At 44.3% G+C, this 20,650-nt stretch carries 18 protein-coding genes and 1 pseudogene; 17 read left to right on the top strand and 2 right to left on the bottom strand.

The annotated features are described in order from the left end of the window. Positions 1 to 174: 174 nt before the first annotated feature. The 4 genes from DXD11_RS09090 (at position 175) to DXD11_RS09105 (ending at position 2,920) form a co-directional block, all read left to right on the top strand. The gene (locus tag DXD11_RS09090) at positions 175 to 705 is read left to right on the top strand and encodes an RNA polymerase sigma factor (protein ID WP_330426630.1); all 531 of its coding nucleotides are present in this window, start codon (positions 175 to 177) and stop codon (positions 703 to 705) included. A 20-nt stretch (positions 706 to 725) separates the two neighbouring features. Beyond that, positions 726 to 1,448 (top strand): zf-HC2 domain-containing protein, encoded by a 723-nt coding sequence (locus DXD11_RS09095; protein ID WP_117875371.1) that lies wholly within the window; start codon positions 726 to 728, stop codon positions 1,446 to 1,448. A 157-nt stretch (positions 1,449 to 1,605) separates the two neighbouring features. Continuing rightward, positions 1,606 to 2,664: a lysylphosphatidylglycerol synthase transmembrane domain-containing protein gene (locus DXD11_RS09100; protein ID WP_117551256.1), complete on the top strand. Its 1,059-nt coding sequence runs from the start codon at positions 1,606 to 1,608 to the stop codon at positions 2,662 to 2,664. Next, positions 2,627 to 2,920, top strand: a complete 294-nt coding sequence (locus DXD11_RS09105) for a hypothetical protein (RefSeq protein WP_187115877.1) — start codon at positions 2,627 to 2,629, stop codon at positions 2,918 to 2,920. Before DXD11_RS09100 ends, DXD11_RS09105 begins: the two co-directional genes overlap by 38 nt. A gap of 121 nt (positions 2,921 to 3,041) precedes the next feature. Here DXD11_RS09105 and DXD11_RS09110 read toward each other — a convergent pair whose 3' ends face one another. After that, positions 3,042 to 4,364, bottom strand: a complete 1,323-nt coding sequence (locus tag DXD11_RS09110) for a sodium-dependent transporter (protein ID WP_117551258.1) — start codon at positions 4,362 to 4,364, stop codon at positions 3,042 to 3,044. A 230-nt stretch (positions 4,365 to 4,594) separates the two neighbouring features. Here DXD11_RS09110 and DXD11_RS09115 point away from each other — a divergent pair. The 4 genes and pseudogenes from DXD11_RS09115 to DXD11_RS09130 all read left to right on the top strand — a co-directional run bounded on the left by DXD11_RS09115 (position 4,595) and on the right by DXD11_RS09130 (position 8,355). After that, positions 4,595 to 5,105 (top strand): annotated as a pseudogene (locus DXD11_RS09115) (DNA-deoxyinosine glycosylase). Positions 5,106 to 5,261: 156 nt separating this feature from the next. Then, a complete protein-coding gene (locus DXD11_RS09120; RefSeq protein ID WP_117551262.1) occupies positions 5,262 to 6,098 on the top strand; it encodes an undecaprenyl-diphosphate phosphatase in 837 nt (278 codons plus the stop codon). Positions 6,099 to 6,215: 117 nt separating this feature from the next. Continuing rightward, the gene (locus DXD11_RS09125; RefSeq protein ID WP_015533459.1) at positions 6,216 to 7,364 is read left to right on the top strand and encodes a glycosyltransferase family 2 protein; all 1,149 of its coding nucleotides are present in this window, start codon (positions 6,216 to 6,218) and stop codon (positions 7,362 to 7,364) included. A gap of 10 nt (positions 7,365 to 7,374) precedes the next feature. Then, complete coding sequence (locus DXD11_RS09130; protein ID WP_117551264.1) at positions 7,375 to 8,355, top strand: glycosyltransferase family 2 protein; 981 nt, start codon at positions 7,375 to 7,377, stop codon at positions 8,353 to 8,355. Positions 8,356 to 8,418: 63 nt separating this feature from the next. Here DXD11_RS09130 and DXD11_RS09135 read toward each other — a convergent pair whose 3' ends face one another. Continuing rightward, entirely contained in the window at positions 8,419 to 9,273 is an 855-nt protein-coding gene (locus DXD11_RS09135; protein ID WP_117551266.1) for an ROK family protein, read from the bottom strand. A 475-nt stretch (positions 9,274 to 9,748) separates the two neighbouring features. Here DXD11_RS09135 and DXD11_RS09140 point away from each other — a divergent pair, with 475 nt between their 5' ends. From DXD11_RS09140 to DXD11_RS09180, 9 genes are all read left to right on the top strand, one after another. After that, positions 9,749 to 11,128, top strand: coding sequence for an MATE family efflux transporter (locus DXD11_RS09140; protein ID WP_243105847.1), 1,380 nt, complete (start codon positions 9,749 to 9,751; stop codon positions 11,126 to 11,128). A gap of 166 nt (positions 11,129 to 11,294) precedes the next feature. Continuing rightward, positions 11,295 to 12,785 (top strand): helix-turn-helix domain-containing protein, encoded by a 1,491-nt coding sequence (locus DXD11_RS09145; protein WP_118758246.1) that lies wholly within the window; start codon positions 11,295 to 11,297, stop codon positions 12,783 to 12,785. Positions 12,786 to 13,010: 225 nt separating this feature from the next. Continuing rightward, positions 13,011 to 14,912 carry a fibronectin type III domain-containing protein gene (locus DXD11_RS09150; protein WP_158564590.1) on the top strand — a complete coding sequence of 634 codons (1,902 nt, stop codon included), beginning with the start codon at positions 13,011 to 13,013 and terminating at the stop codon, positions 14,910 to 14,912. Between the two features lie 178 nt (positions 14,913 to 15,090). Next, positions 15,091 to 16,425: a glycerate kinase family protein gene (locus DXD11_RS09155; protein WP_158564589.1), complete on the top strand. Its 1,335-nt coding sequence runs from the start codon at positions 15,091 to 15,093 to the stop codon at positions 16,423 to 16,425. Between the two features lie 117 nt (positions 16,426 to 16,542). Continuing rightward, positions 16,543 to 17,088 carry a domain HDIG gene (locus DXD11_RS09160; protein WP_022216309.1) on the top strand — a complete coding sequence of 182 codons (546 nt, stop codon included), beginning with the start codon at positions 16,543 to 16,545 and terminating at the stop codon, positions 17,086 to 17,088. Further along, the gene (locus DXD11_RS09165) at positions 17,085 to 18,224 is read left to right on the top strand and encodes an SLC13 family permease (protein ID WP_118017636.1); all 1,140 of its coding nucleotides are present in this window, start codon (positions 17,085 to 17,087) and stop codon (positions 18,222 to 18,224) included. The genes DXD11_RS09160 and DXD11_RS09165 overlap by 4 nt, the downstream gene beginning before the upstream one ends. Positions 18,225 to 18,302: 78 nt before the next feature. Continuing rightward, positions 18,303 to 18,857: a flavin reductase family protein gene (locus DXD11_RS09170; RefSeq protein WP_015533453.1), complete on the top strand. Its 555-nt coding sequence runs from the start codon at positions 18,303 to 18,305 to the stop codon at positions 18,855 to 18,857. Positions 18,858 to 19,042: 185 nt separating this feature from the next. Further along, positions 19,043 to 20,068, top strand: a complete 1,026-nt coding sequence (locus tag DXD11_RS09175; protein ID WP_004853734.1) for a branched-chain amino acid aminotransferase — start codon at positions 19,043 to 19,045, stop codon at positions 20,066 to 20,068. A gap of 268 nt (positions 20,069 to 20,336) precedes the next feature. Then, entirely contained in the window at positions 20,337 to 20,543 is a 207-nt protein-coding gene (locus DXD11_RS09180) for a FeoA domain-containing protein (protein WP_055147308.1), read from the top strand. Positions 20,544 to 20,650: the final 107 nt, after the last annotated feature.

Raw genomic sequence — 20,650 nt, forward strand, 5'->3', positions numbered from 1 at the left:
CTGTGAAGAATTTTCGAAATTCACAGCATTTTATTTTCATAAGGAGGGACCCACGTAAGTGGGAGGATTCCTTGTGAAGTACGCAGACGCCGCGCGAAGCGCCTTACATGCGTCTGCTCCTTTTGTAACGTTTTTCAATTATACTGGTCTTATATGTGAAGGGAGGTAAAAAACTTGGCGTCAGGAAAAGAAAAAAATGAAATAGAAGAAATAGAAGAAATATACGAAAAGTACTACAAAGACGTATATCGTTTTGTGCTGGCACTGTCTAAGAATCCCCACATAGCCGAAGACATAACACAGGAGACATTTGTTAAAGCGATAAAAGCTGTGGATCGGTTCAAAGGAGACTGTGATATAAAGGTCTGGCTCTGTCAGATAGCCAAGAATACATACTTTACATATGCGGGAAAACAGAACCGGGAGCAGGTGGATGGTGACGTGGTAAATAACCGGTCAGAGTCACAGGCTGCACTTATGGGGGATGCGGAGTATGATCTCATATCAGAGACGGTTGATAAGGAGCAGGCTATAAAGATTCACAGAATACTGCATGAACTGCCGGAACCGTATAAAGAAGTGTTCACGCTCAGGGTATTCGGTGAACTGAGATTCGGACAGATCGCTGATATATTTGGTAAGACGGAGAGCTGGGCGAGAGTGACATATCACCGTGCCAGAATGATGATAATGGATAAAATGTAACAGAAACAGGAGGTATAATAGTGAATAAAGATTGTGAAATTATAAAAGATCTCATACCACTTTACGTGGATGGCGTGTGCAGCGAGGAGAGCAAGGCAAAGGTTGAGGAGCATATAGAGCATTGTCCTGATTGCCTGATGACGGTTGAGCGCATGAAATCACATCTTGTGCTTCCGATGGAGGATAGTTCAGGTGTAAAGGGATTTAAGAAATTTGTAAATAAAAAGATAAGAGGAAGAGCGCTGGCGGTTATATTGATATTTGTGCTGCTCTGGATAGTGCTCAACTGGGCGATAACCTGCAGGTGGACTGAGGTTTGGCCAAAGATGACATCGGAGGGGATACAACAGGCTGCCCAGGTTGTCGAGATAGACGGAATGTTGTACCTTCACCAGAATGGACTTGAGGGAATGGGACAGATAGTAGATATAAGTACTTCAGATGAAATGGATAGCGGCGTATTCAAATTCTATCTCGGGGAGCAGGGGCTGACATCACTTGATATATTTGGAAATGCAAGGTCGTGGATGTCAAGTGAGGCGTATCAGAGCTTTGGAGGATATAGAGAGGGCGCGGCTGTCCCTCAGACAGAACATAAGGATACAGGCAGTTCAGATATATACTATGGCGATGAGGAGCCAAGAGTTATAAATAAGATTGTGTATTGCCACAAGGATGGAACCGAGGTTGCGACTCTCTGGGAGGAGAACCAGAATCTGCCGATCCTGAACAGTGAAAAATAGAATGTGTATGCCACATAAAACTCACATTACAAATAATTAAAGTAAAAACCAACCTTTTTTGCCATTTAATTGAATGATCCATGATATACTAGCATTGTGCATGACGTTCACGCTGTATTTAAAGGGGTATTGCCCCACTTATGAAAAGGGCAGAGATATGGAAAACAAGAAAAAGATGATATTCAACGTATTGTTCCTTGTCCTGATATTTGCCGGCACCATATACGGAGTGTTCCACGGCAAGGATTTAGGGCAGATTGCGGATATAATGAAGACGGTGAATCCGTGGTGGCTTATACCGGGAGTGGTATGTGTTGTTGTATTTATATGGGGAGAATCTGTGATCATCCATTATATGATGAGCAAGCTAGGTGTCAGGATACGCAGGGGCACATGCTTTCTTTTCTCATCAGTTGGATTCTTCTTTAGCTGTATTACACCATCTGCATCAGGCGGACAGCCGGCGCAGATATATTATATGAAGAAAAAGAAGATACCGATCCCGGTGTCCACACAGGTACTGCTCATAGTGACGATCACGTACAAGCTGGTACTGGTGCTACTTGGACTTGGAATCGCTATATTTGGACAGAAGTTTATACATACTTATATAGATGATGTGCAGTGGGTGTTCTATCTGGGACTTATGCTGAACGTGGTGTGTGTGGCAGGTATGGTGCTGTTCGCATTCCATCCGTCACTTGCCAAGGCATTTGTTGTGAAGGGCAGCAGACTTCTTGAGAAGATGAGATTCCTGAGACACAAGAAGTCACGTGAGGAAAAGCTTGCAGCATCGATGGAGAAATACAACCAGACTGCGGATTATATGATGGGACATTTCGGGATGCTGGTAATAGTATTTCTCATAACACTTGTCCAGAGATTTTCACTGTTTGCAGCGACATGGTTTGTGTACAAGGCATTCGGACTTGCGGGGGCATCTGCAGGACTTATCATACTGATGCAGGGAGCTATAGCTGTTGCGGTCGATATGCTTCCACTTCCAGGTGGTATGGGAATCAGTGAGAAGCTGTTCATGGAGATGTTTTTGCCGATATTTGGAAGCAAATTGTTGCTGCCGGGTATGATACTCAGCAGAGGTCTGGGATATTACACGGAGTTGATAATCAGTGCGGTATTTACGATCGTGGCAAATTTTGTGATTGGGAGAAAGACTGATGAAACCAAGATCAGAGATGAGCATGGAGCTCTATGAGATGATGCTTGACCGGGGATATCCCGAGGAGTTCTGTGATCTCATAACAAAGAATCTGAATACGGATTTTACGGCGGGCAGGATGATGGGCTATCTGTCGCATTATCAGGAGCTGCCTCTTGAGGAGATTGTGGATGAGATGTTGTCCATCCTCACAGATAGGAACAGGATTATGCAGAAGAAAAAACTTGAGAGCAATAATGCTGAGTGGAACAGGTTCCTGGAAGAGGGATTTGGACTTTCAGATGATGAATAAACGAACATATCTGGGTGCTGAAGAACAAAAAGTAAGAAAAAGCAGTCTGCGGACATCGCCAGTGTTATACATGGTGATGATCCGTCAGACTGCTTTTTATTAATTATATTGAAATGTCTGTCTAGCCGATGCCTCCGAGAAGGATACCAAGTATCAATACAAGGAGACATACAGGACAGTAGATGTATTTGCATATAGGCACGAACTTCTCTGTGAACTTCTTTTCCCTTCCGGTGTTGACCTGTGTCTCAACATATTTCTTGCCACATACCCAGAAGAACATGATTCCGGCAAGTCCTGCGCCAAGTGGGCAGATGTAGATGGACAGTACATCCATCCAGTCAGATACGATACCCTGTATACAGATGGATACCACAACTGCTATGACACCGATGATGGCACATGCAGGTTTTCTGCCAACTCCAAGCTTCTCCTGCACCGTTGCGATTGGTGCTTCGTACAGGTTGATTAGTGATGACAGTCCCGCCATGAACACAGCCACAAAGAAGAGTATGGCAACAATATAACCGCCAGGCATGGACTTGAACAGGCATGGCAGATAGATGAACAGCAATCCCGGGCCGCCCTGGTTGAGCTGTGCTCCGGCAGTTGCCATGGCAGGTATGATTACCAGTGCGGCAAGCATGGCAGCAATCGTATCGAAAAGTGCAACACGTCCGGCAGCCCCCGGTATATCCTCATCGTCTGGCAGATATGAGCCGTATATCAGAGTTCCGTTTCCCGCAACTGAGAGTGAGAAGAATGCCTGTCCCAGCGCAAATATCCATGTCTTTGGATCTGCAAGTACCTTTGGCTCTATGCGGAAGATGTATTTGTATCCCTCTATGGCTCCCGGCTGGCATGCCGCATATATGGCCAGGATGATGAACAATACGAAGAACGCCGGCATCAGGATCTTGTTGGCCTTCTCAATACCGTTGCCCACGCCGAACATAAGGATGGTGATTCCGATGGCAAGTGCAATGATCTGCCATGCATTGTTGCCAAATGAAGATGCCATTCCGCCGAAGTTTGAAGCAAAGCCGTCTATATCCTCCGGTGACAGTGTGCTTCCGGTGAAAGCTCCGATCATGTATTTCAGTATCCAGCCCATGACGACCGTGTATCCGATGGCCATTGCCAGTGCGCCGAGCACAGGTATGCCGCCCAGCAGTTCACCGAGCTTTCGCTTGCCCTTTTTCTCCATGGCGATTCCAAATGCATCGATTGGACCGGATCTTGTAGCTCGTCCGAAGCTCATCTCTCCGATAACTCCGGTGAATCCGATGAGTACCACAAATATAAAATATGGTATGAGATAGGATCCGCCGCCGTATATGGAGACTCTTGTAGGGAACATCCAGATGTTGCCCATGCCCACGGCAGAGCCGATGCAGGCCAGGATGAAGCCCCATTTGTTGTTAAAAGATTCTCTCTTTTTCATGTATAATTCCTCCCAAATGTGTTCGTTACCGCATTGGCGGACCTCCCTCATAGTCCGTAAATTACGTTAACTTAATTAATATACATGAATATCATTTGGAAGTAAATTAAATAATGTGGACATGACTTAAAACATAGCTGCAAAAGCAAGAATTTAATTGAAAAATAACCGGCAGGTGGCGTACAATGTACCAGAAAAATGGAAAAAGTTATTTGAATATTATCTGAGAGGTGAGAAGATTGACAGAGGACAGATATGAACATATAGTACATCCATTTCCCCCACTATACGACGAGAAATCAAGGATACTCATACTGGGAAGCCTGCCATCGGTGAAGTCCAGGGAGCAGATGTTCTTCTACGGACATCCGCAGAACAGATTCTGGAAGGTCATCAGCAGAGTGCTTGGCGAGAAACTTCCGGTGACCATAGATGAGAAGAAAGCCATGCTGCATGCACACCACATAGCCCTGTGGGATGCGATCTACAGTTGTGACATCATAGGTTCAAGCGACAGCAGTATAAAGAATGTTACGCCCACGGATCTGTCGAAGATAGTGGAAGCTTCCAAGGTTACAAAAGTGATATGCAACGGCAAGACCTCAGGAAAGTATTATGCAGAAGATACTTGGCATAGAACCTGTTGTACTTCCGTCCACAAGCCCGGCAAACGCTGCGTTTTCAGTGGATAAGTTGGTTGACATCTGGGGCGCTGAGATACCGGATATATGCAAATTATAGACAGAAGATAAACTCATACATAACATTTTCTAAAGCTTTCTGTAGAATGATGTACAACGAGTGAGAATATGTTATCATAGAGAACGCACTAGGATGCCGGACAGACATCCATGGTGTTCACACAATAATATAGCGAATTAAAAGGAGAGAGAAGAGATGGCATTAAGTTTTATCGAGATACTTAAGGTAGTATTCCTTGGTATCGTGGAGGGTGTCACAGAGTGGCTCCCGATCAGTAGCACAGGACATATGCTTCTTGTGGATGAATTTATCTCACTGAATGCGAGCACTGATTTCAAGGAAATGTTTTTCGTGGTGATACAGCTTGGGGCGATACTTGCTGTCGTGACCATATTCTGGAATAAGATGTGGCCTTTCCAACTCAAAGACAAGACACAGCCTGTCATGAAGAAAGATACCTGGAGTATGTGGTTCAAGACAGTTGTTGCATGTATACCTGGAGCGATAGTTACGATACTGTTTGATAATTACATAGAGGCGCATTTGCACACAGCGGTTGTCATAGCGATTGCCCTTATTTTCTATGGAATAGCATTTATTGTGATTGAGAACTGGAACAAGACCAGAACACCGAAGGTTGAGACGCTGAACGACATAACATACAAGACAGCGTTTCTTATAGGCATGTTTCAGGTGCTCTCCATCATACCGGGTACATCCCGTTCAGGTGCCACCATCATAGGCGCTCTGCTCATCGGTGTATCAAGAGTGGCAGCAGCGGAGTTCACATTCTTCCTTGCGGTTCCGGTTATGTTCGGACTCAGTGCTCTGAAGATGATCAAATTCGGACTGTCATTTACAAGTGCTGAGCTCGCTATACTTATTATAGGTTGTGTCGTTGCATACCTTGTATCCATTGTTGTCATCAAGTTCCTGATGAGCTACATCAAGAAGCATGACTTCAAGATATTTGGCTGGTACAGGATCGTGCTCGGAGTTATAGTTCTTGCATATTTTGCCTTATTTGCATAGCTTATAAATAAATAAAATCAAAAATTGCATAATATATATAGTATGTGCTATAATGCCCATGAATTGTGCATTATAGCACATATTAACATTGTGATAAAATTTTATGGGAGAAGAAAGATGGCAAAGGTTTCAATCATCATTCCAACATATAACGTAGAGATGTATCTGGTGGAGTGTATGGATAGTGTTGTAAATCAGACATTGAAGGATATCGAGATCATATGTATCAATGACGGATCTACAGACAGTTCACTTGAAATATTAAAGGGATATGCGGAGAAAGACGACCGTATCATTATTGTTGACAAGGAAAATGGCGGTTATGGAATAGGCATGAATATCGGTCTTGATAAGGCTACAGGTGAGTATATTGGTATAGTTGAGCCTGATGATTTTGTGCCACTTAATATGTATGAGGAACTGTACAACAAGGCGGTTGAGAACGACCTTGACCTTGTAAAGGCAGATTTCTATAGATTTAAGCGCAACGATGACAATGGCAACATGACTTTGGTGTACAACCACTTGTCACCGAATGCAGAGGATTATAATGTTGTGTTCAATCCAAGCGAGACACCAAGTGCGATCCGTTTCATTATGAACACATGGAGTGGAATCTACAAGAGAAGCTTCATAGAGGAGTATCATATCAGACACAACGAGACTCCGGGAGCATCATTCCAGGACAATGGTTTCTGGTTCCAGACATTTATATATGCCAAGAGAGCTATGATAGTGAACAAGCCATATTATATGAACCGCAGAGATAACCCGAATTCATCTGTTCACAGCAGAGAGAAGGTATACTGTGTCAATGTTGAGTATGATCACATCAGAGATATACTTGTAAAGGATCCTGAGATCTGGGAGCGTTTCAGAGGCGTATACTGGCTCAAGAAATACCACAATTACAACGAGACGATCAGGAGAATCGGACCTGAATTCAAGAAGGATTATATAAGAAGATACAGCTCCGAGTTCAAGAGAGCAATGGAGATGCAGGAGATTGATCAGACTATATTTACAAAGCTTGAGTGGGCGAACATCCAGTTTATCATCAAGTCCCCTGACGATTACTATTATACAAGAATCGCATGTACAGACCGTGAGCGCAAGCTTGAGAGAGAAGTCAAGAGACTCCGTGGTCTGGTTCATCAGACCCGTGCAGATCTGGACAGAGTGAAGAAGACACCTACATTCAGGATCGGTGCGGTCATTATGTTCATACCTAGAAAGATCAAGAGTTTATTTAGTCGAAACAAATAGAGGTAAAGCTATGGGTACAAAAGTATCAGTTATTCTTCCTGTTTACAATGTGTCTGATTATCTGCGCCAGTGCATGGACAGCATAGTGGGTCAGACACTTAAGGATATAGAGATCATTTGTGTGGATGATGGCTCCACAGATGATTCTCTGGCGATATTGAAGGAATATGAGGCGAAGGATCAGCGTGTAAAGGTTATACAGCAGGCAAATGCCGGAGCCGGGGCAGCGAGAAACAAAGGCCTTGAGATCGCGACCGGAGAGTATCTTTCATTTCTGGATTCCGATGATTTCTTTGAGCCGGACATGCTGGAAAAGGCATGGAGCAAGGCTCACGAGACCGGAGCTCAGGTAGTTGTGTTCAGATCAGATCAGTACAGAGAGGATCTTCAGGAATTTGTTCAGGTCAGATGGACACTTCACGAGAAGGAGCTTCCACCGTACAGACCAATGTATTTCCGTAATTTCACGGGCAATATATTCAAGGTATTTGTGGGATGGGCTTGGGATAAGCTCTTCAGCAGGGAATATGTTGAGGAGAACCATTTCCGATTCCAGCAGCTCAGAACTTCGAATGATATGCTGTTCGTATTTTCAGCGATAGCATTTGCAACAAATATAGAGATAGTGGACGAGGTGCTTGCACACCAGAGAAGAAACAATCCAAAGTCATTGTCCAACACCAGAGAGAAGTCATGGCAGTGCTTCCACGAGGCTCTTGTGGCACTCAAGGCGGCGCTTGAAGCCCACGGCAATTTCTGGGAGTATGAGCAGGATTACATCAACTATGCACTGCATTTCAGTCTGTGGCATCTGGAGACCATCACAGGACCAAAGAAGGAGGTTCTGTTCAACAAGCTTAAGGAAGAGTGGTTCGAGGAGTTTGGTATCAAGAGTCTTTCAGAGGAGTGCTTCTACAACAAGACCGAGTATGGCAAGTACAAGGTTATCATGGATAAGACCTTTGAGGAGTACGAGAAGGCAACAGCATAGAAAAGAAAAAACAGTTTCACCAGTCGATTGGTGAAACTGTTTTTTTGTGGACAAATGTGTGTATCAGAACAGGTTCATAGCACCTATGATGCCCTGATTTCCCTCGAGCCCTGCGGGAACAATGTATGTGTCGGTGTCCTTGACCTGTGGCATGTCGATGTAACCCGACAGCAGTTCAGTGTAGTAATTGCGGATCATAGGGAACAGGAATTTGTTGTCCATGACTCCGCCGCCAAGGACGATCCTCTCAACTGAGTAGCACATGGTGTAGTTGACCAGTGCCTCAGCTATATAAAATGCTTCAAGATCCCATACCGGTGAGTCGGCTGGGATGTCTTTGCCTTTCATTCCGGTTCTGCGCTCAAGCATAGGGCCGGATGCAAGACCCTCTACACAGCTCTGGTGGAATCGGCAGGTACATGGTATATCATCGCCGGTTCGTCTAGGGATGAGAATGTGGCCTGTCTCCGGGTGTTCCATGCCGTGAATGAGTCTGCCATCAGATATTATACCGCCGCCGATGCCGGTTCCAACAGTGAGGTACATTCCCGAGTTGAGTCCTTTCAGTGCTCCGTACAGGTATTCACCCCAGGCTGCTGCGTTTACGTCTGTGTCCACCACAACCAGGCAGCTAAGCGCATCTGTAAATGCTTTGTAAAGGCTGAATCCCTCCCAAGCTTTCTTGGGACTCCTCATGATGGAGCCGTAGGTAGGGGAATTAGGATTGACGTCGGCCGGGCCAAATGTACCGATTCCGAGAGCGGATATGTCATATTTCTTAAAGTAATCTATCATGGCAGGCACGGACTGGTCAGGTGTGCCCGTCGGTATGGATATTCTGTCTATTATATTCTTGTCTGCATCGCCTATGGCACAAACCATCTTGGTGCCACCGGCTTCAAGTGCGCCGTAGTACATATTTCCTCCTTGGTGCCATGTTTATATGGCAGAAATTTTTCAAAATTATATACATTATATATGTCGTATCACTTATCTTCAAGCCCGGATTTGCGTCGGTACTTGTGGAATGTAAAGAGGCTTGGTGTACGCTTTTTTGGACACTTGACAAGATAAGATAGAGCCATATTAAGGTATATTTGGTAGTAAAAGAGTTCAGGAGGTGGCACTATGATAAAAGGATATTTTGTTTCGGAAGGGTATATGGGATATGTGGACGGAGAGTACCAGCTTTTCGCTGATGAAAGAGATTATGTTGAGTATATAGAAGATTAGCCATTTAGCTTCTTGACCTTAGCATAACTTATGTTATGATGAGGCATATGGGTTAATACACAGGGATTACAATACGGATGGTGCTGCTATGAAAATCGGCAAGGTGATTCATGAGTTTGTATATCATGGATAATCTAAATATATACAAGGAGCAAACATAGTGGAAAAGGTATTGAACAAAAAAGAATATGTTATGGATATGACAGAGGGAAGCAGTATGAAACTGATCATGAAGTTCTCAGTTCCGCTGCTTATAGGCAATCTATTTCAGCAGGTATACAGCCTGGTCGATTCGATAGTGGTTGGTCGTCATCTAGGGGCAAATGCGCTTGGCGGTGTGGGATCAGTTGGAATGATCAGTTTCCTGTTTTTTTCTTTGTGCAATGGAATGGCATCTGGAATAGGTGTTGTCATATCAAGATATTTTGGAGCGAAGAAAGAAGAGCAGGTAAAAAAAGCCATAGCAAATGCATTGTTTGTCATATTGGCGGTTGGTGCACTCATGAGTATACTGGGATATTGCTTTGCGGGGCCTATTATAAGGCTCATGAAGACCCCTGCAGAGACATTTGACTACGCATATACATACATGAGGATCACCTGTGGATTTACGATAGCGGTGGCTATTTATAACGGAATTTCTGCTGTGCTAAGGGCACTTGGGGATTCAAAGACCCCACTTATATTTCTCATGGTTGCTTCTGCCATAAATGTTGTGCTTGATATAGTGTTTGTCATATACATGGATATGGGCGTTGCCGGTGCCGCATATGCAACGGTTCTCAGTCAGATCCTGTCTAGCGTTGGCTCTATATGTTATGCGGTGAAAACCAATCCCTATTTCAGACTGAAGAGAGGCCATTTCAAGTTTGACAGAGATATAATGAAGGAAGATTTCAGTATCGGTATACCAATGGCGGTTCAGACTTCCATGATATCAATATCCTGCTCAATACTGCAGACCCTTATAAATGGATATGGTCCGGAGGTCATGGCTGCATATACTGCAACAGGAAAGGTTGAGGGAATCATATTCCAGCCGTTTAGTTCTCTGGGACTTGCATTGTCTACATTTGCAGGACAGAACTGTGGCGCACGCAAGTACGAAAGGGTGCGCAGAGCGGTATGGCAGACAGAGCTCATCACGCTGGCTCTTGGCGCAGCATTGTTCTGTCTGGTAGCAGTTTTCAGGGAAAATGTTGTGGGATTTTTCGTGACGGAGGAGAATGTCATAAGGCTTGGCGCAAAGGGACTTGTGATATCCGGAAGTATGTATATTGCACTTGGAACGATATATACCATGAGAGGCGCATTAAATGGAATGGGGGATGTGGTGTTCTCCATGCTGAATGGTGCTCTTGAGGTGGGAGGAAGGATAGTATTTGCACTGATACTGATGTATGTGTTAAAGATGGGATTCTGGGGAGTGTGGTATACGAATATATTTACATGGATTGTGATAGCACTCACCGCATCTGTGAGATTTGCTGTGTATATAAGAAAGTGTCAGAGAGAAGATGACGGTACGGAAAATGCATAGATAATAATTAATATAGCAAGGACGCCTTTTGGGGGGCGTCCTTCTTCGATTCAATCACATTGATATTCCAAGGGATATAGGTGTTATGAATTAGCATACTTTATATTTTGACAAAAATTCAGCGCTATATTATCTTTAATACAGAATAAACAGGAGATGACCATATATGTCAGGGGAAAGATCAGTGGATGTTGAAAAAATAAATAATAATGAAAAAGGCTTTGAACCGGCGCATATCAGAAGTGTGATCTCGCTGGCTCTGTTCAGCTTTGTATTTCTGGGTATGGAATTCTTCTTCGACAGCGGGGCTGCGGAGTTTGTGGATGCCAGAAGTGTTCTGTTGTATCAGAGCGTGATACTGCTGGCCAGTGCGGTGGGACTATTCATATATGCACTGATTGAGAGATATGTCGGCAGCAAAATCAAACAGATAATAATTATTACTTTGAATATAGTGGAGGTTGCCGCGCTCGCAGCGATAATACTGTGTTCCGGCAAATTGATACTGTTATATGGAATTATATTCTTTATTGTGTGTGGTGTTATGGGAGGACGCGTGTATCACGATGTGAGCCGCGATTATACGGATAGAAAGCATCTTACGGTAATTGTGGGAATTTCATATGCACTTGGACTGCTTCTGCAGTATATCAATTATAATCTTATAGACAGTGTGATCCTGCGTATGGTTATGTTCTCGCTGGCCATAGTGGCACTTGCAGTGATACTTTTTCTGGCCAGAGATGAATACGCAGAAGCGGAAGTGGACACATACATGGTAGATGAGCGGAACAAAACGGATTGCAAAGAAAAATGTGACGAAACAACTCCTGATAGCGGATCGGTGGCTGTGGCGCTTGTGATGGTTGTTCTTCTTATGACGTTTATATTTTCCGCACTGGATAATGTTGTGACCGTTGTCCACGCTGAGGGCGGGGCAGATGTGGGGCAATGGCCAAGGTTGTTTCTCGCATTAAGCGGAGTTGCAGCAGGCTTCTTGTTTGATATAAAAGATCAGCGCTTTATGAATCAGATGATGTACTGCGTTACAGTGTTGTCCGTTATAGCCATGCTTATCATAGAGTTTGGAGGGGCATTTATCATAGGTCTGATTGTATTCTATCTTGCAGCCGGATTCTTCGTAGTGTATTTCACGACAGGATTCATAAATGTATCCTATGGAATGCGTTGGTCAGCGCTTTGGCCTGGTGCCGGAAGGGCAGTCAACAACATTGGTGCGGGTATTGTGGGAATAATATCATATATGCTGATAGATTCACCCGGAATCATGGTTATGAGTGTAGTGGTCATATTGTTGCTCGTACTTATAAGCATTGCGGTATTTGTGCTTGAAAATCTACAGAAGGAACAATATAGACGATATGATGAAGAAAAAGTGACGAAATCGGCGGAGAATTCTAACGCAAGAGTTGAGGTTGATTTTGAATGCTTTGCAGATGCTCATCACCTCACTGGACGTGAGCGGGAGGTGTTGCAGAAGCTGCTTGTATCTGATGGCAGTGTACAGGATATAGCGGATGAGCTGTACATATCAAGGGCATCCCTATATAGGCATATATCTTCCATGAATGAGAAGACTGGAACGAAGACCAGAGTAGGCCTTATTCAGTATTATTATGGATGGCATGAGGAATGATGATTGCGTGAGAGTTGATTGCTATGGAAGTATAAGTGTGCCAGATTGAAAATACACATATGGATTAGATAAAAGTGATAAACGAATGTAAAATTGAATATATAGCACATATTGAGACATATGTAACGTTATGAAAACGACAGCAGATGACTATAATCTATGACATAAAACAACAGGTGAGTTACTTACCTGTAGACGAAGAATATCATAGAAGGGGGAATGACTATGAAGCATTTCAGGAGATTGACATTTCTGCTGTCGTTTATTTTTATTCTGACGGTAGGCGGTGTCGCGGCGATGGCCGCAAACAATGGCCCGTGTGAGGATGAGGAGTGGAGCTTTGCATATGTTGAGTTCTACAATCCGGATAATAACGAAGCGATATATGTGTACAGCTTCAGGACTCCGCAGGCAGGAACAACTACCAGTGCCAAAGGTGCGGTGTATGACAAGAGTACGAACACTTTGACACTCACCAATTGTAATTTGCCGGATTACAGGGTCGTTACCAATATGATGGGCGATGATTTTAAGATCAAGCTCGTGGGAACGAGTCATGTAAGTGCATTGTATGCATGGGGAGATGGATATGGCGGTTCTGTGGAAATCGTTGGTGACGGTAAATTGTATGTCAACGAGAAGCAGAAGTCAACTGACGCAATAGTTTTACAGCCGGAGGGAACAAGATCATACTTCAAGATAAGCGGAAATGCTGAGGTACACGCATTTGCGGGAAAGACGGATGGCAACCTTGTTCTGGCCATGAACACAACGGTTGCAGATTGTTTTGCTGTAAATGGTTTGACAGGTCTTCAGAAGACACAGGCAACCAGAATGAACTATGAGCAGATACAGAGCATAGAGATTGATCTGAGCGGTGAAGGTGACATTTGTCAGGTGTACAAAAAAGCTGATGATAAGAAATTGTATACTGTGACGGAGGGGGTGCGTACCGAGTATAATCCAGATGGAACGATAAAGGCAGAGAATGTGCGTATATATACAGAGTATGAGCTCATGCCTATACCAGGAAACGATGGAAAGTATTATATGCATGAGCTGAAGACTACAGAGGGTACATTCAACGCTGAGGAGTGTGGATACACCGATACACAAGAATCTGTTGCCGGATATTCTTTAAGATCCTCTTCACCTGCATATGTGTACATTGAGGAGAAGACGGGCGATAAGTGTGTATTTTTATATAATTCAATAGATAATAACTACAAAGATTATGCATATTTCAAATATGACATAGCAGGTGTACTTGGCGATGTGACAGACAAGTATGGAAATGTGTCATCATATTATATGGTGGAGAAGTCAGAAGACAATGTTTCATTTACAAGAGACCAGTATTACAGCAATGAGTATATGTTGTCACAGGGTTACAAGGTATCCGGTGAGCTTGAATATATACAGAACACTTACGTGGTGTATAGTAATGCCGCGTCTGGCGTCCTCACAGCAAAGACGACCGTATGTAAGCACGCCACAAAGGTGAACACTGTGACAACAAAAGCAACAATGTCGAAGGCTGGCGTCATCACCACAACGTGTAGGTCATGCGGCAAAAAGCTTTCGACATCCAGAATATCCAAGGTGTCTACAATTAAGCTTAATGCGGCTTCGTATGTATATAATGGAAAGGTCAGAACACCGGCGGTTACAGTAAAAGATGCCGCTGGGAATATTCTGACAAAGAATAAGGATTACAAGGCCACCTACAGTGCGGGGAGAAAAAATGTAGGAAAATATTCGGTCAAGGTCACATTGTGCGGAAATAAATATAAGGATTCGAAGACAATGTATTTCACCATAAATCCGAAGGGAACCACCATTGCTGCGACTGCGTCCGGCAAGGGCAGCATGACAGTCAGATGGAACAAGCAGATGACACAGACAACGGGTTACCAGTTACAGTATTGTGCAAATAAGAATTTCAGAAGTGGCACAAAGGTAAAGACTGTAAGCAAGAACAAGACGATCAGAACAAGTGTCAAGAAGCTTGCGAGTAGAAAGACATACTATGTACGTGTGAGAACCTACAAGACAGTAAAGATAAATGGAAAGTCAGTGACATTTTACTCTGCGTGGAGCAAGGCGAAATCAGTTAAAGTAAAATAGCTTAATTACATCCTTTTGAACAACGGGGCGTATACAGAACATAACAACAGTTTTGTATACGCCCCACTTTTGGTGTGCAAAAATTGCAGATGGTATTATAATATACAAAGGCGATGTGAAGCTTCAGCCATGTACAAAGATGGATGGCTGGTGCTTCAGTATACAGACAGGAGTTATTATGAAGAAGATACTTGTGGCGGTTGACTCTTTCAAGGGAAGCATGACGAGTCTTGAAGCGGGGAATGCCATAAAAAAAGGAATAAAGTCAATATTGCCGGATACAGAGGTCAGGGTACGTCCTGTGGCTGATGGCGGAGAGGGCACTACTGATGCTCTTATATATGGAAGAGATGGTGTCAGCAGAGAGCGATGTTATGTGACCGGACCGCTTGGTGATAGGATCACTGCGGAATATACAATATATAATGCCGCAGACGGGCGAACTGCTGTCATGGAGATGGCAGCGGCGGCGGGGCTTCCACTTGTTCCGGAGAACCGGAGAGATCCGATGCATACGACTACATATGGTGTCGGTGAGATGATAAATGATGCTGTTTCAAAGGGATGTGAGCGTTTTATCATCGGGATAGGTGGTAGTGCAACGAATGACGGCGGGATAGGAATGCTTCAGGCTCTTGGATTTTCCTGTCTTGACGTGAATGGTCATGAGGTGCCATATGGGGCAGAGGGGCTTGGAGTCCTTGAAAGGATTGTTATTCCAGGGAAGATGCTTGTCCGTAAGAATTCATCAGAGCTGGCTGTAGCAGATCCTGTCGATACGCCAATTGTAGGCACTGCTGCGATATCTGGTGCAGGTGCTGTCGATGAGTCATGTGTAGATGATGATGACTTTGCATACAGACTATCACGCTGTACATTTAGTATCGCCTGTGACGTGACTAATCCCCTTGTGGGGGAGCTAGGGTGCAGCCGTGTATTTGCACCGCAGAAGGGTGCAGATGCGGAGACGGTGGAAATCATGGATGGCTACATGAAAAACTATGCTGACGTTGTGGAAAGATCAGCTGAGGGAAAGTCTGACAGAAACACTCCGGGTGCTGGCGCTGCGGGCGGACTTGGATATGCGTTTCTCATGTTCCTAGGTGGAAAACTTATGCCGGGAATAGATATAGTTCTGTCAGAGATAGGGCTTGAGGCGGATGTAGAGTGGGCAGATACTGTCATAACCGGTGAGGGCAGGATAGATGCCCAGACCATGATGGGCAAGACCCCATTGGGAGTCGCAAAGCTTGCAAAGAAACACGGCAAATATGTGATCGCCATAGGAGGATGTCTTGGGGATGGTGCGGAGAACTGCGTCAAAGAAGGATTGTTCAATGAGTGTTACGCAGTGAACAATGTGCTTGGTATAGATGACAGTGATTCGGAGCAGGTGAGAACGGCGATGAAGCCTGAAAATGCTGCGGCGAATTTGACGACGTGTGCCGCAAAGATCACAGAACTTAAGGAACAGATGTCGGCACGTGTGTGCAGACCTGCACTGCTTAGATAGATATGGGATTGAATTTGTTTGAAACAGAATCAGAGGCGTGTGAATTTTTTCTGCAAAAAATGAAGAGATATGCAAGGAAATAAATTTACTACTATATAATACGAGGAGAATAAAAAGATGACAAGAGAAGAAGCGTGGGAATTACTCACAGAGTACAACAAGGATGAGTTTCATCTGGAGCATGCACAGATCGTAGAGGGAACCATGAGGTATTTTGCAAGGGAACTTGGTTATGGCGATGAGGAAGAGTTCTGGGGAATAGTCGGACTGCTTCACGATCTGGACTTTGAACAGTATCCTGAGCAGCATTGCATCAAGTCCCAGGAGATCATGAGAGAGCACGGTGTTGACGAGAGGATCATACATGCGACGGCAAGCCATGGCTATGGTATCACGGTTGACATAAAACCAGAACATGAGATGGAGAAGGTTCTCTATGCTGTGGACGAGCTTACAGGACTTATCGGAGCGGTTACACTTATGAGACCATCAAAGAGTGTTCAAGATCTGGAACTCAAGTCAGTTAAGAAGAAATACAAGAGCAAGGGATTTGCTGCGGGATGCTCCAGGGAGGTCATCGAAAGAGGTGCAGATATGCTTGGTTGGTCACTTGATGAATTGATCACCAAGACTATAGAGGCACTCAGGACATTCAGACCATGATCGGGGGTATAAAGAAAATCGGAGAATTTGTCCGCAAAGAGACAGTGCTCACCGTGGCACTTCTGCTGGCGGTGATATCGGCATTTATCGTGCCTCCGGACAGCGCGTATGTGGACTACATAGATTTCAGGACACTTGCGATACTTTTCTGTCTTATGACAGTGGTCGCGGGATTTTCACAGCAGGGGATGTTTGGCATCATAGCGAAAAGTATGATAAATCGTATGGGTTCGCTCCGGACGGTGACAATTGTCCTGATATTCATGTGTTTCTTTTTCAGCATGTTTATCACAAATGATGTGTCGCTCATAACATTTGTACCGATGACACTCACGGTCCTTGGTATGGCAGGGGAGGAAGTACTCACCAGATGGATGGTGCCGGTGATAACCCTCCAGACCATAGCTGCGAACCTTGGCAGTATGCTGACACCCATAGGCAATCCGCAGAACCTGTATCTGTACGGACTTGCAGGGATCAGCGCAGGCAGGTTTGTATTGCTTATGCTGCCATATACAGTGGCATCGGCAGCGCTTCTTGTAATATGTGTCATAGTATGCATGAAAGGAAAAAACAGGCAGCTTGAGATCAGACTTTCAGGCAGTGATATACAGGTGAACAGGAAGCTGGTGGGTATATATAGCATACTATTTGTGCTGTCGCTGCTCACCGTGGCGCGGATCGTCCCATACTGGGTGACATTTGCGGTAGTGCTTGTGGTAGTCCTTATATGCCAGAGAAGATTGCTGCTGAAGGTAGACTATTCGCTGATATTCACATTTGTGGGATTCTTCGTGTTTATCGGAAATATGGGAAGAATCGATGGATTTAGGACATTTGTAGAGAAGGTGCTTGGTGGGCATGAGGTGATAACTTCGGTCCTTGCCAGTCAGGTCATAAGCAATGTTCCGGCTGCAGTATTGCTGTCAGGATTTACAGACAGGTACACAGACCTGATAGTCGGTACCAATCTCGGCGGACTTGGAACTTTGATAGCATCTATGGCGAGTCTGATCTCATTCAAATATGTGGCGAGACAGGACAAGGGTGCCAGAGGAAGATATCTGGCGTATTTCACATTTGCAAATGTGCTGTTCCTGGCGGTGCTTATATGCATGTGGGGAATAATATTTTAGCCAGAAAAATATTGCCCTTAGATGGCAGTAGTCATAAAATAGAATGGTAAGTTTCTTCAAATTAAGGAGGCAGATAATATGAGTAAGAATCTTGGTGCAAAACCTATGCTGGTGCCACAGCCGGTCATGATGATCGGAACATACGATGCCGATGGCAATGCAAATGTCATGAATGCGGCATGGGGCGGAATAGTCGGAGCAAATGAGATCATATTTGACCTTGGAAGTCATAAGACTACCGAGAATATAAAGCTGAACAAAGCTTTCACAGTTGCCATTGCTGATGCAGAGCATGTGGCAGCCTGTGACTATGTGGGAATCGTGTCGGCAAATGACGAGCCAGACAAGATGAAGAAGGCTGGTTTTACAACCAGAAAGAGCGAGTTTGTAAATGCTCCAGTCATCAACGAGCTTTCACTGACAATGGAGTGCAAGCTCAAGGAGATCATAGACGGGGACAAGTTCCTCGGCGAGATTGTAAATGTTGTTGCAGACGACCGTATCCTGGGCGATGACGGCGAGATCACATATGAAGAGTTCCATCCGATCGTGTTTGACACCATCGGACATGGATATTTTGCACTCGGCGACAGGGTTGGCGATGCTTTCTCAGAGGGTAATAAGTTGAAGTAGGAAAGCTTGTAACTTGGGAAAATCATCAAATTGTACATTGTAACATGAAAAAATTAGCCGTTTTTGGAAGAAAAACCTTAATTTTTCAAGCAAATGTTAAATATACATATGGAAAAAGGCGAAATAATGTGATATAACAGACACATACAAAAAAGCACAAGCTAAAGTGAAAGGAAGATGTAGATATGGATAAGAAGAATATCGATTGGGCAAACCTTGGATTTGGCTATGTTCAGACGGATAAGAGATTTGTAGCAAATTATAAGGATGGAGCATGGGATGAGGGTACACTCACAGAGGATCCTAACGTAGTATTAAACGAGTGCGCAGGTGTTCTTCAGTACGCTCAGACAGTTTTCGAGGGAATGAAGGCTTACAGAACAGAGGATGGTCGTGTTGTATGTTTCCGTCCTGACCTCAACGCAAGCAGAATGGCAGACTCAGCAAGAAGACTTGAGATGCCACCTTTCCCAGAGGATAGATTTGTACAGGCAATAGTAGATACAGTAAAGGCAAATATTGATTATGTACCACCTTACGGATCAGGTGCTACATTATATATCAGACCATATATGTTCGGTTCAAATCCAGTTATAGGTGTTAAGCCGGCAGACGAGTATCAGTTCAGAATCCTCACAACACCAGTTGGTCCTTACTTCAAGGGCGGTGCAAAGCCTATCACAATCAAGGTTTCAGATTTCGATAGAGCAGCACCTCACGGAACAGGACACATCAAGGCTGGTCTTAACTATGCAATGAGCCTTCATGCAATAGTTACAGCACACAAAGAGGGATTCGATGAGAATATGTATCTCGATGCAGCTACAAGAACAAAGGTTGAGGAGACAGGTGGAGCAAACTTCATCTTTGTTACAAAGGACGGCAAGGTAGTTACACCTAAGTCAAACAGTATCCTCCCATCGATCACAAGACGTTCACTGATGGTAGTTGCAAAGGATATCCTTGGACTTGAGGCTGAGGAGAGAGAAGTATACTTCGATGAGGTTAAGGATTTTGCAGAGTGCGGTCTGTGCGGTACAGCAGCAGTTATCTCACCTGTAGGCAAGATCAACGATCACGGCAAGGAGATCTGTTTCCCAAGCGGTATGGAGAAGATGGGACCAGTTATCCAGAAGCTGTATGATACTCTTACAGGAATCCAGATGGGCAGAATCGAAGGCCCAGAGGGATGGCTTAAGGTAATCGAGTAATTCGGTGTGAGATAATAATTATTGAGAACATTATACCCCACAGATGTCTGATGGTAAGTCGGATGTCGGTGGGGTTTTTGTGTATCCAAGTTAGTTCGGTGTAAGAAAGATTAGCCCCATATACTAACAATTAGAATTGACTTGCACCGACACTGAAGAGTTATAATTGTATAGACAATAGAAGAAACGAAAGATAAATTGTATATCGGATAGTGCGTTGATACATAAGATGATTCATGAAATCAATTATTTTGAAGGGGTGGTTACTATGATGTCATTATCAGATGCAGTAAACGGTTTCTCAGGTGAGATAGCTTGGAACTGCGCGGACAGATCCCTGTTCGGCGCATGTCAGCTTGAGACCGGAGATCAGGTGCAAGTCGTATCGTCTTACTTTGGCAATGTGATAATCAAGGCAAAGGGAAAAAGACTTGCTATAACAAGAGATGCGGCGGAGCGGATAAAGCTGGCTTAGATTGAAAGTCAGAAGAAACGGGAAAAAACGGTAGTTGCTGGAGAACAGTGATATGTACCCAGAATCCTGGACACATATTTATGAACTAGGCTGAACACATGGATGCT

It is taken from the genome of Coprococcus sp. TF11-13, assembly GCF_003481085.1.
Lineage (GTDB): Bacteria > Bacillota > Clostridia > Lachnospirales > Lachnospiraceae > Coprococcus > Coprococcus aceti.

Coding starts and splice junctions, on each gene's coding strand:
- DXD11_RS09130 (WP_117551264.1), top strand. CDS start 7,375: ATGGGTACAAAAGTATCAGTTATTCTTCCTGTTTACAATGTGTCTGAT.
- DXD11_RS09145 (WP_118758246.1), top strand. CDS start 11,295: ATGTCAGGGGAAAGATCAGTGGATGTTGAAAAAATAAATAATAATGAA.
- DXD11_RS09100 (WP_117551256.1), top strand. CDS start 1,606: ATGGAAAACAAGAAAAAGATGATATTCAACGTATTGTTCCTTGTCCTG.
- DXD11_RS09180 (WP_055147308.1), top strand. CDS start 20,337: ATGATGTCATTATCAGATGCAGTAAACGGTTTCTCAGGTGAGATAGCT.
- DXD11_RS09105 (WP_187115877.1), top strand. CDS start 2,627: ATGAAACCAAGATCAGAGATGAGCATGGAGCTCTATGAGATGATGCTT.
- DXD11_RS09125 (WP_015533459.1), top strand. CDS start 6,216: ATGGCAAAGGTTTCAATCATCATTCCAACATATAACGTAGAGATGTAT.
- DXD11_RS09155 (WP_158564589.1), top strand. CDS start 15,091: ATGAAGAAGATACTTGTGGCGGTTGACTCTTTCAAGGGAAGCATGACG.
- DXD11_RS09160 (WP_022216309.1), top strand. CDS start 16,543: ATGACAAGAGAAGAAGCGTGGGAATTACTCACAGAGTACAACAAGGAT.
- DXD11_RS09120 (WP_117551262.1), top strand. CDS start 5,262: ATGGCATTAAGTTTTATCGAGATACTTAAGGTAGTATTCCTTGGTATC.
- DXD11_RS09175 (WP_004853734.1), top strand. CDS start 19,043: ATGGATAAGAAGAATATCGATTGGGCAAACCTTGGATTTGGCTATGTT.
- DXD11_RS09150 (WP_158564590.1), top strand. CDS start 13,011: ATGAAGCATTTCAGGAGATTGACATTTCTGCTGTCGTTTATTTTTATT.
- DXD11_RS09135 (WP_117551266.1), bottom strand. CDS start 9,273: ATGTACTACGGCGCACTTGAAGCCGGTGGCACCAAGATGGTTTGTGCC.
- DXD11_RS09170 (WP_015533453.1), top strand. CDS start 18,303: ATGAGTAAGAATCTTGGTGCAAAACCTATGCTGGTGCCACAGCCGGTC.
- DXD11_RS09110 (WP_117551258.1), bottom strand. CDS start 4,364: ATGAAAAAGAGAGAATCTTTTAACAACAAATGGGGCTTCATCCTGGCC.
- DXD11_RS09165 (WP_118017636.1), top strand. CDS start 17,085: ATGATCGGGGGTATAAAGAAAATCGGAGAATTTGTCCGCAAAGAGACA.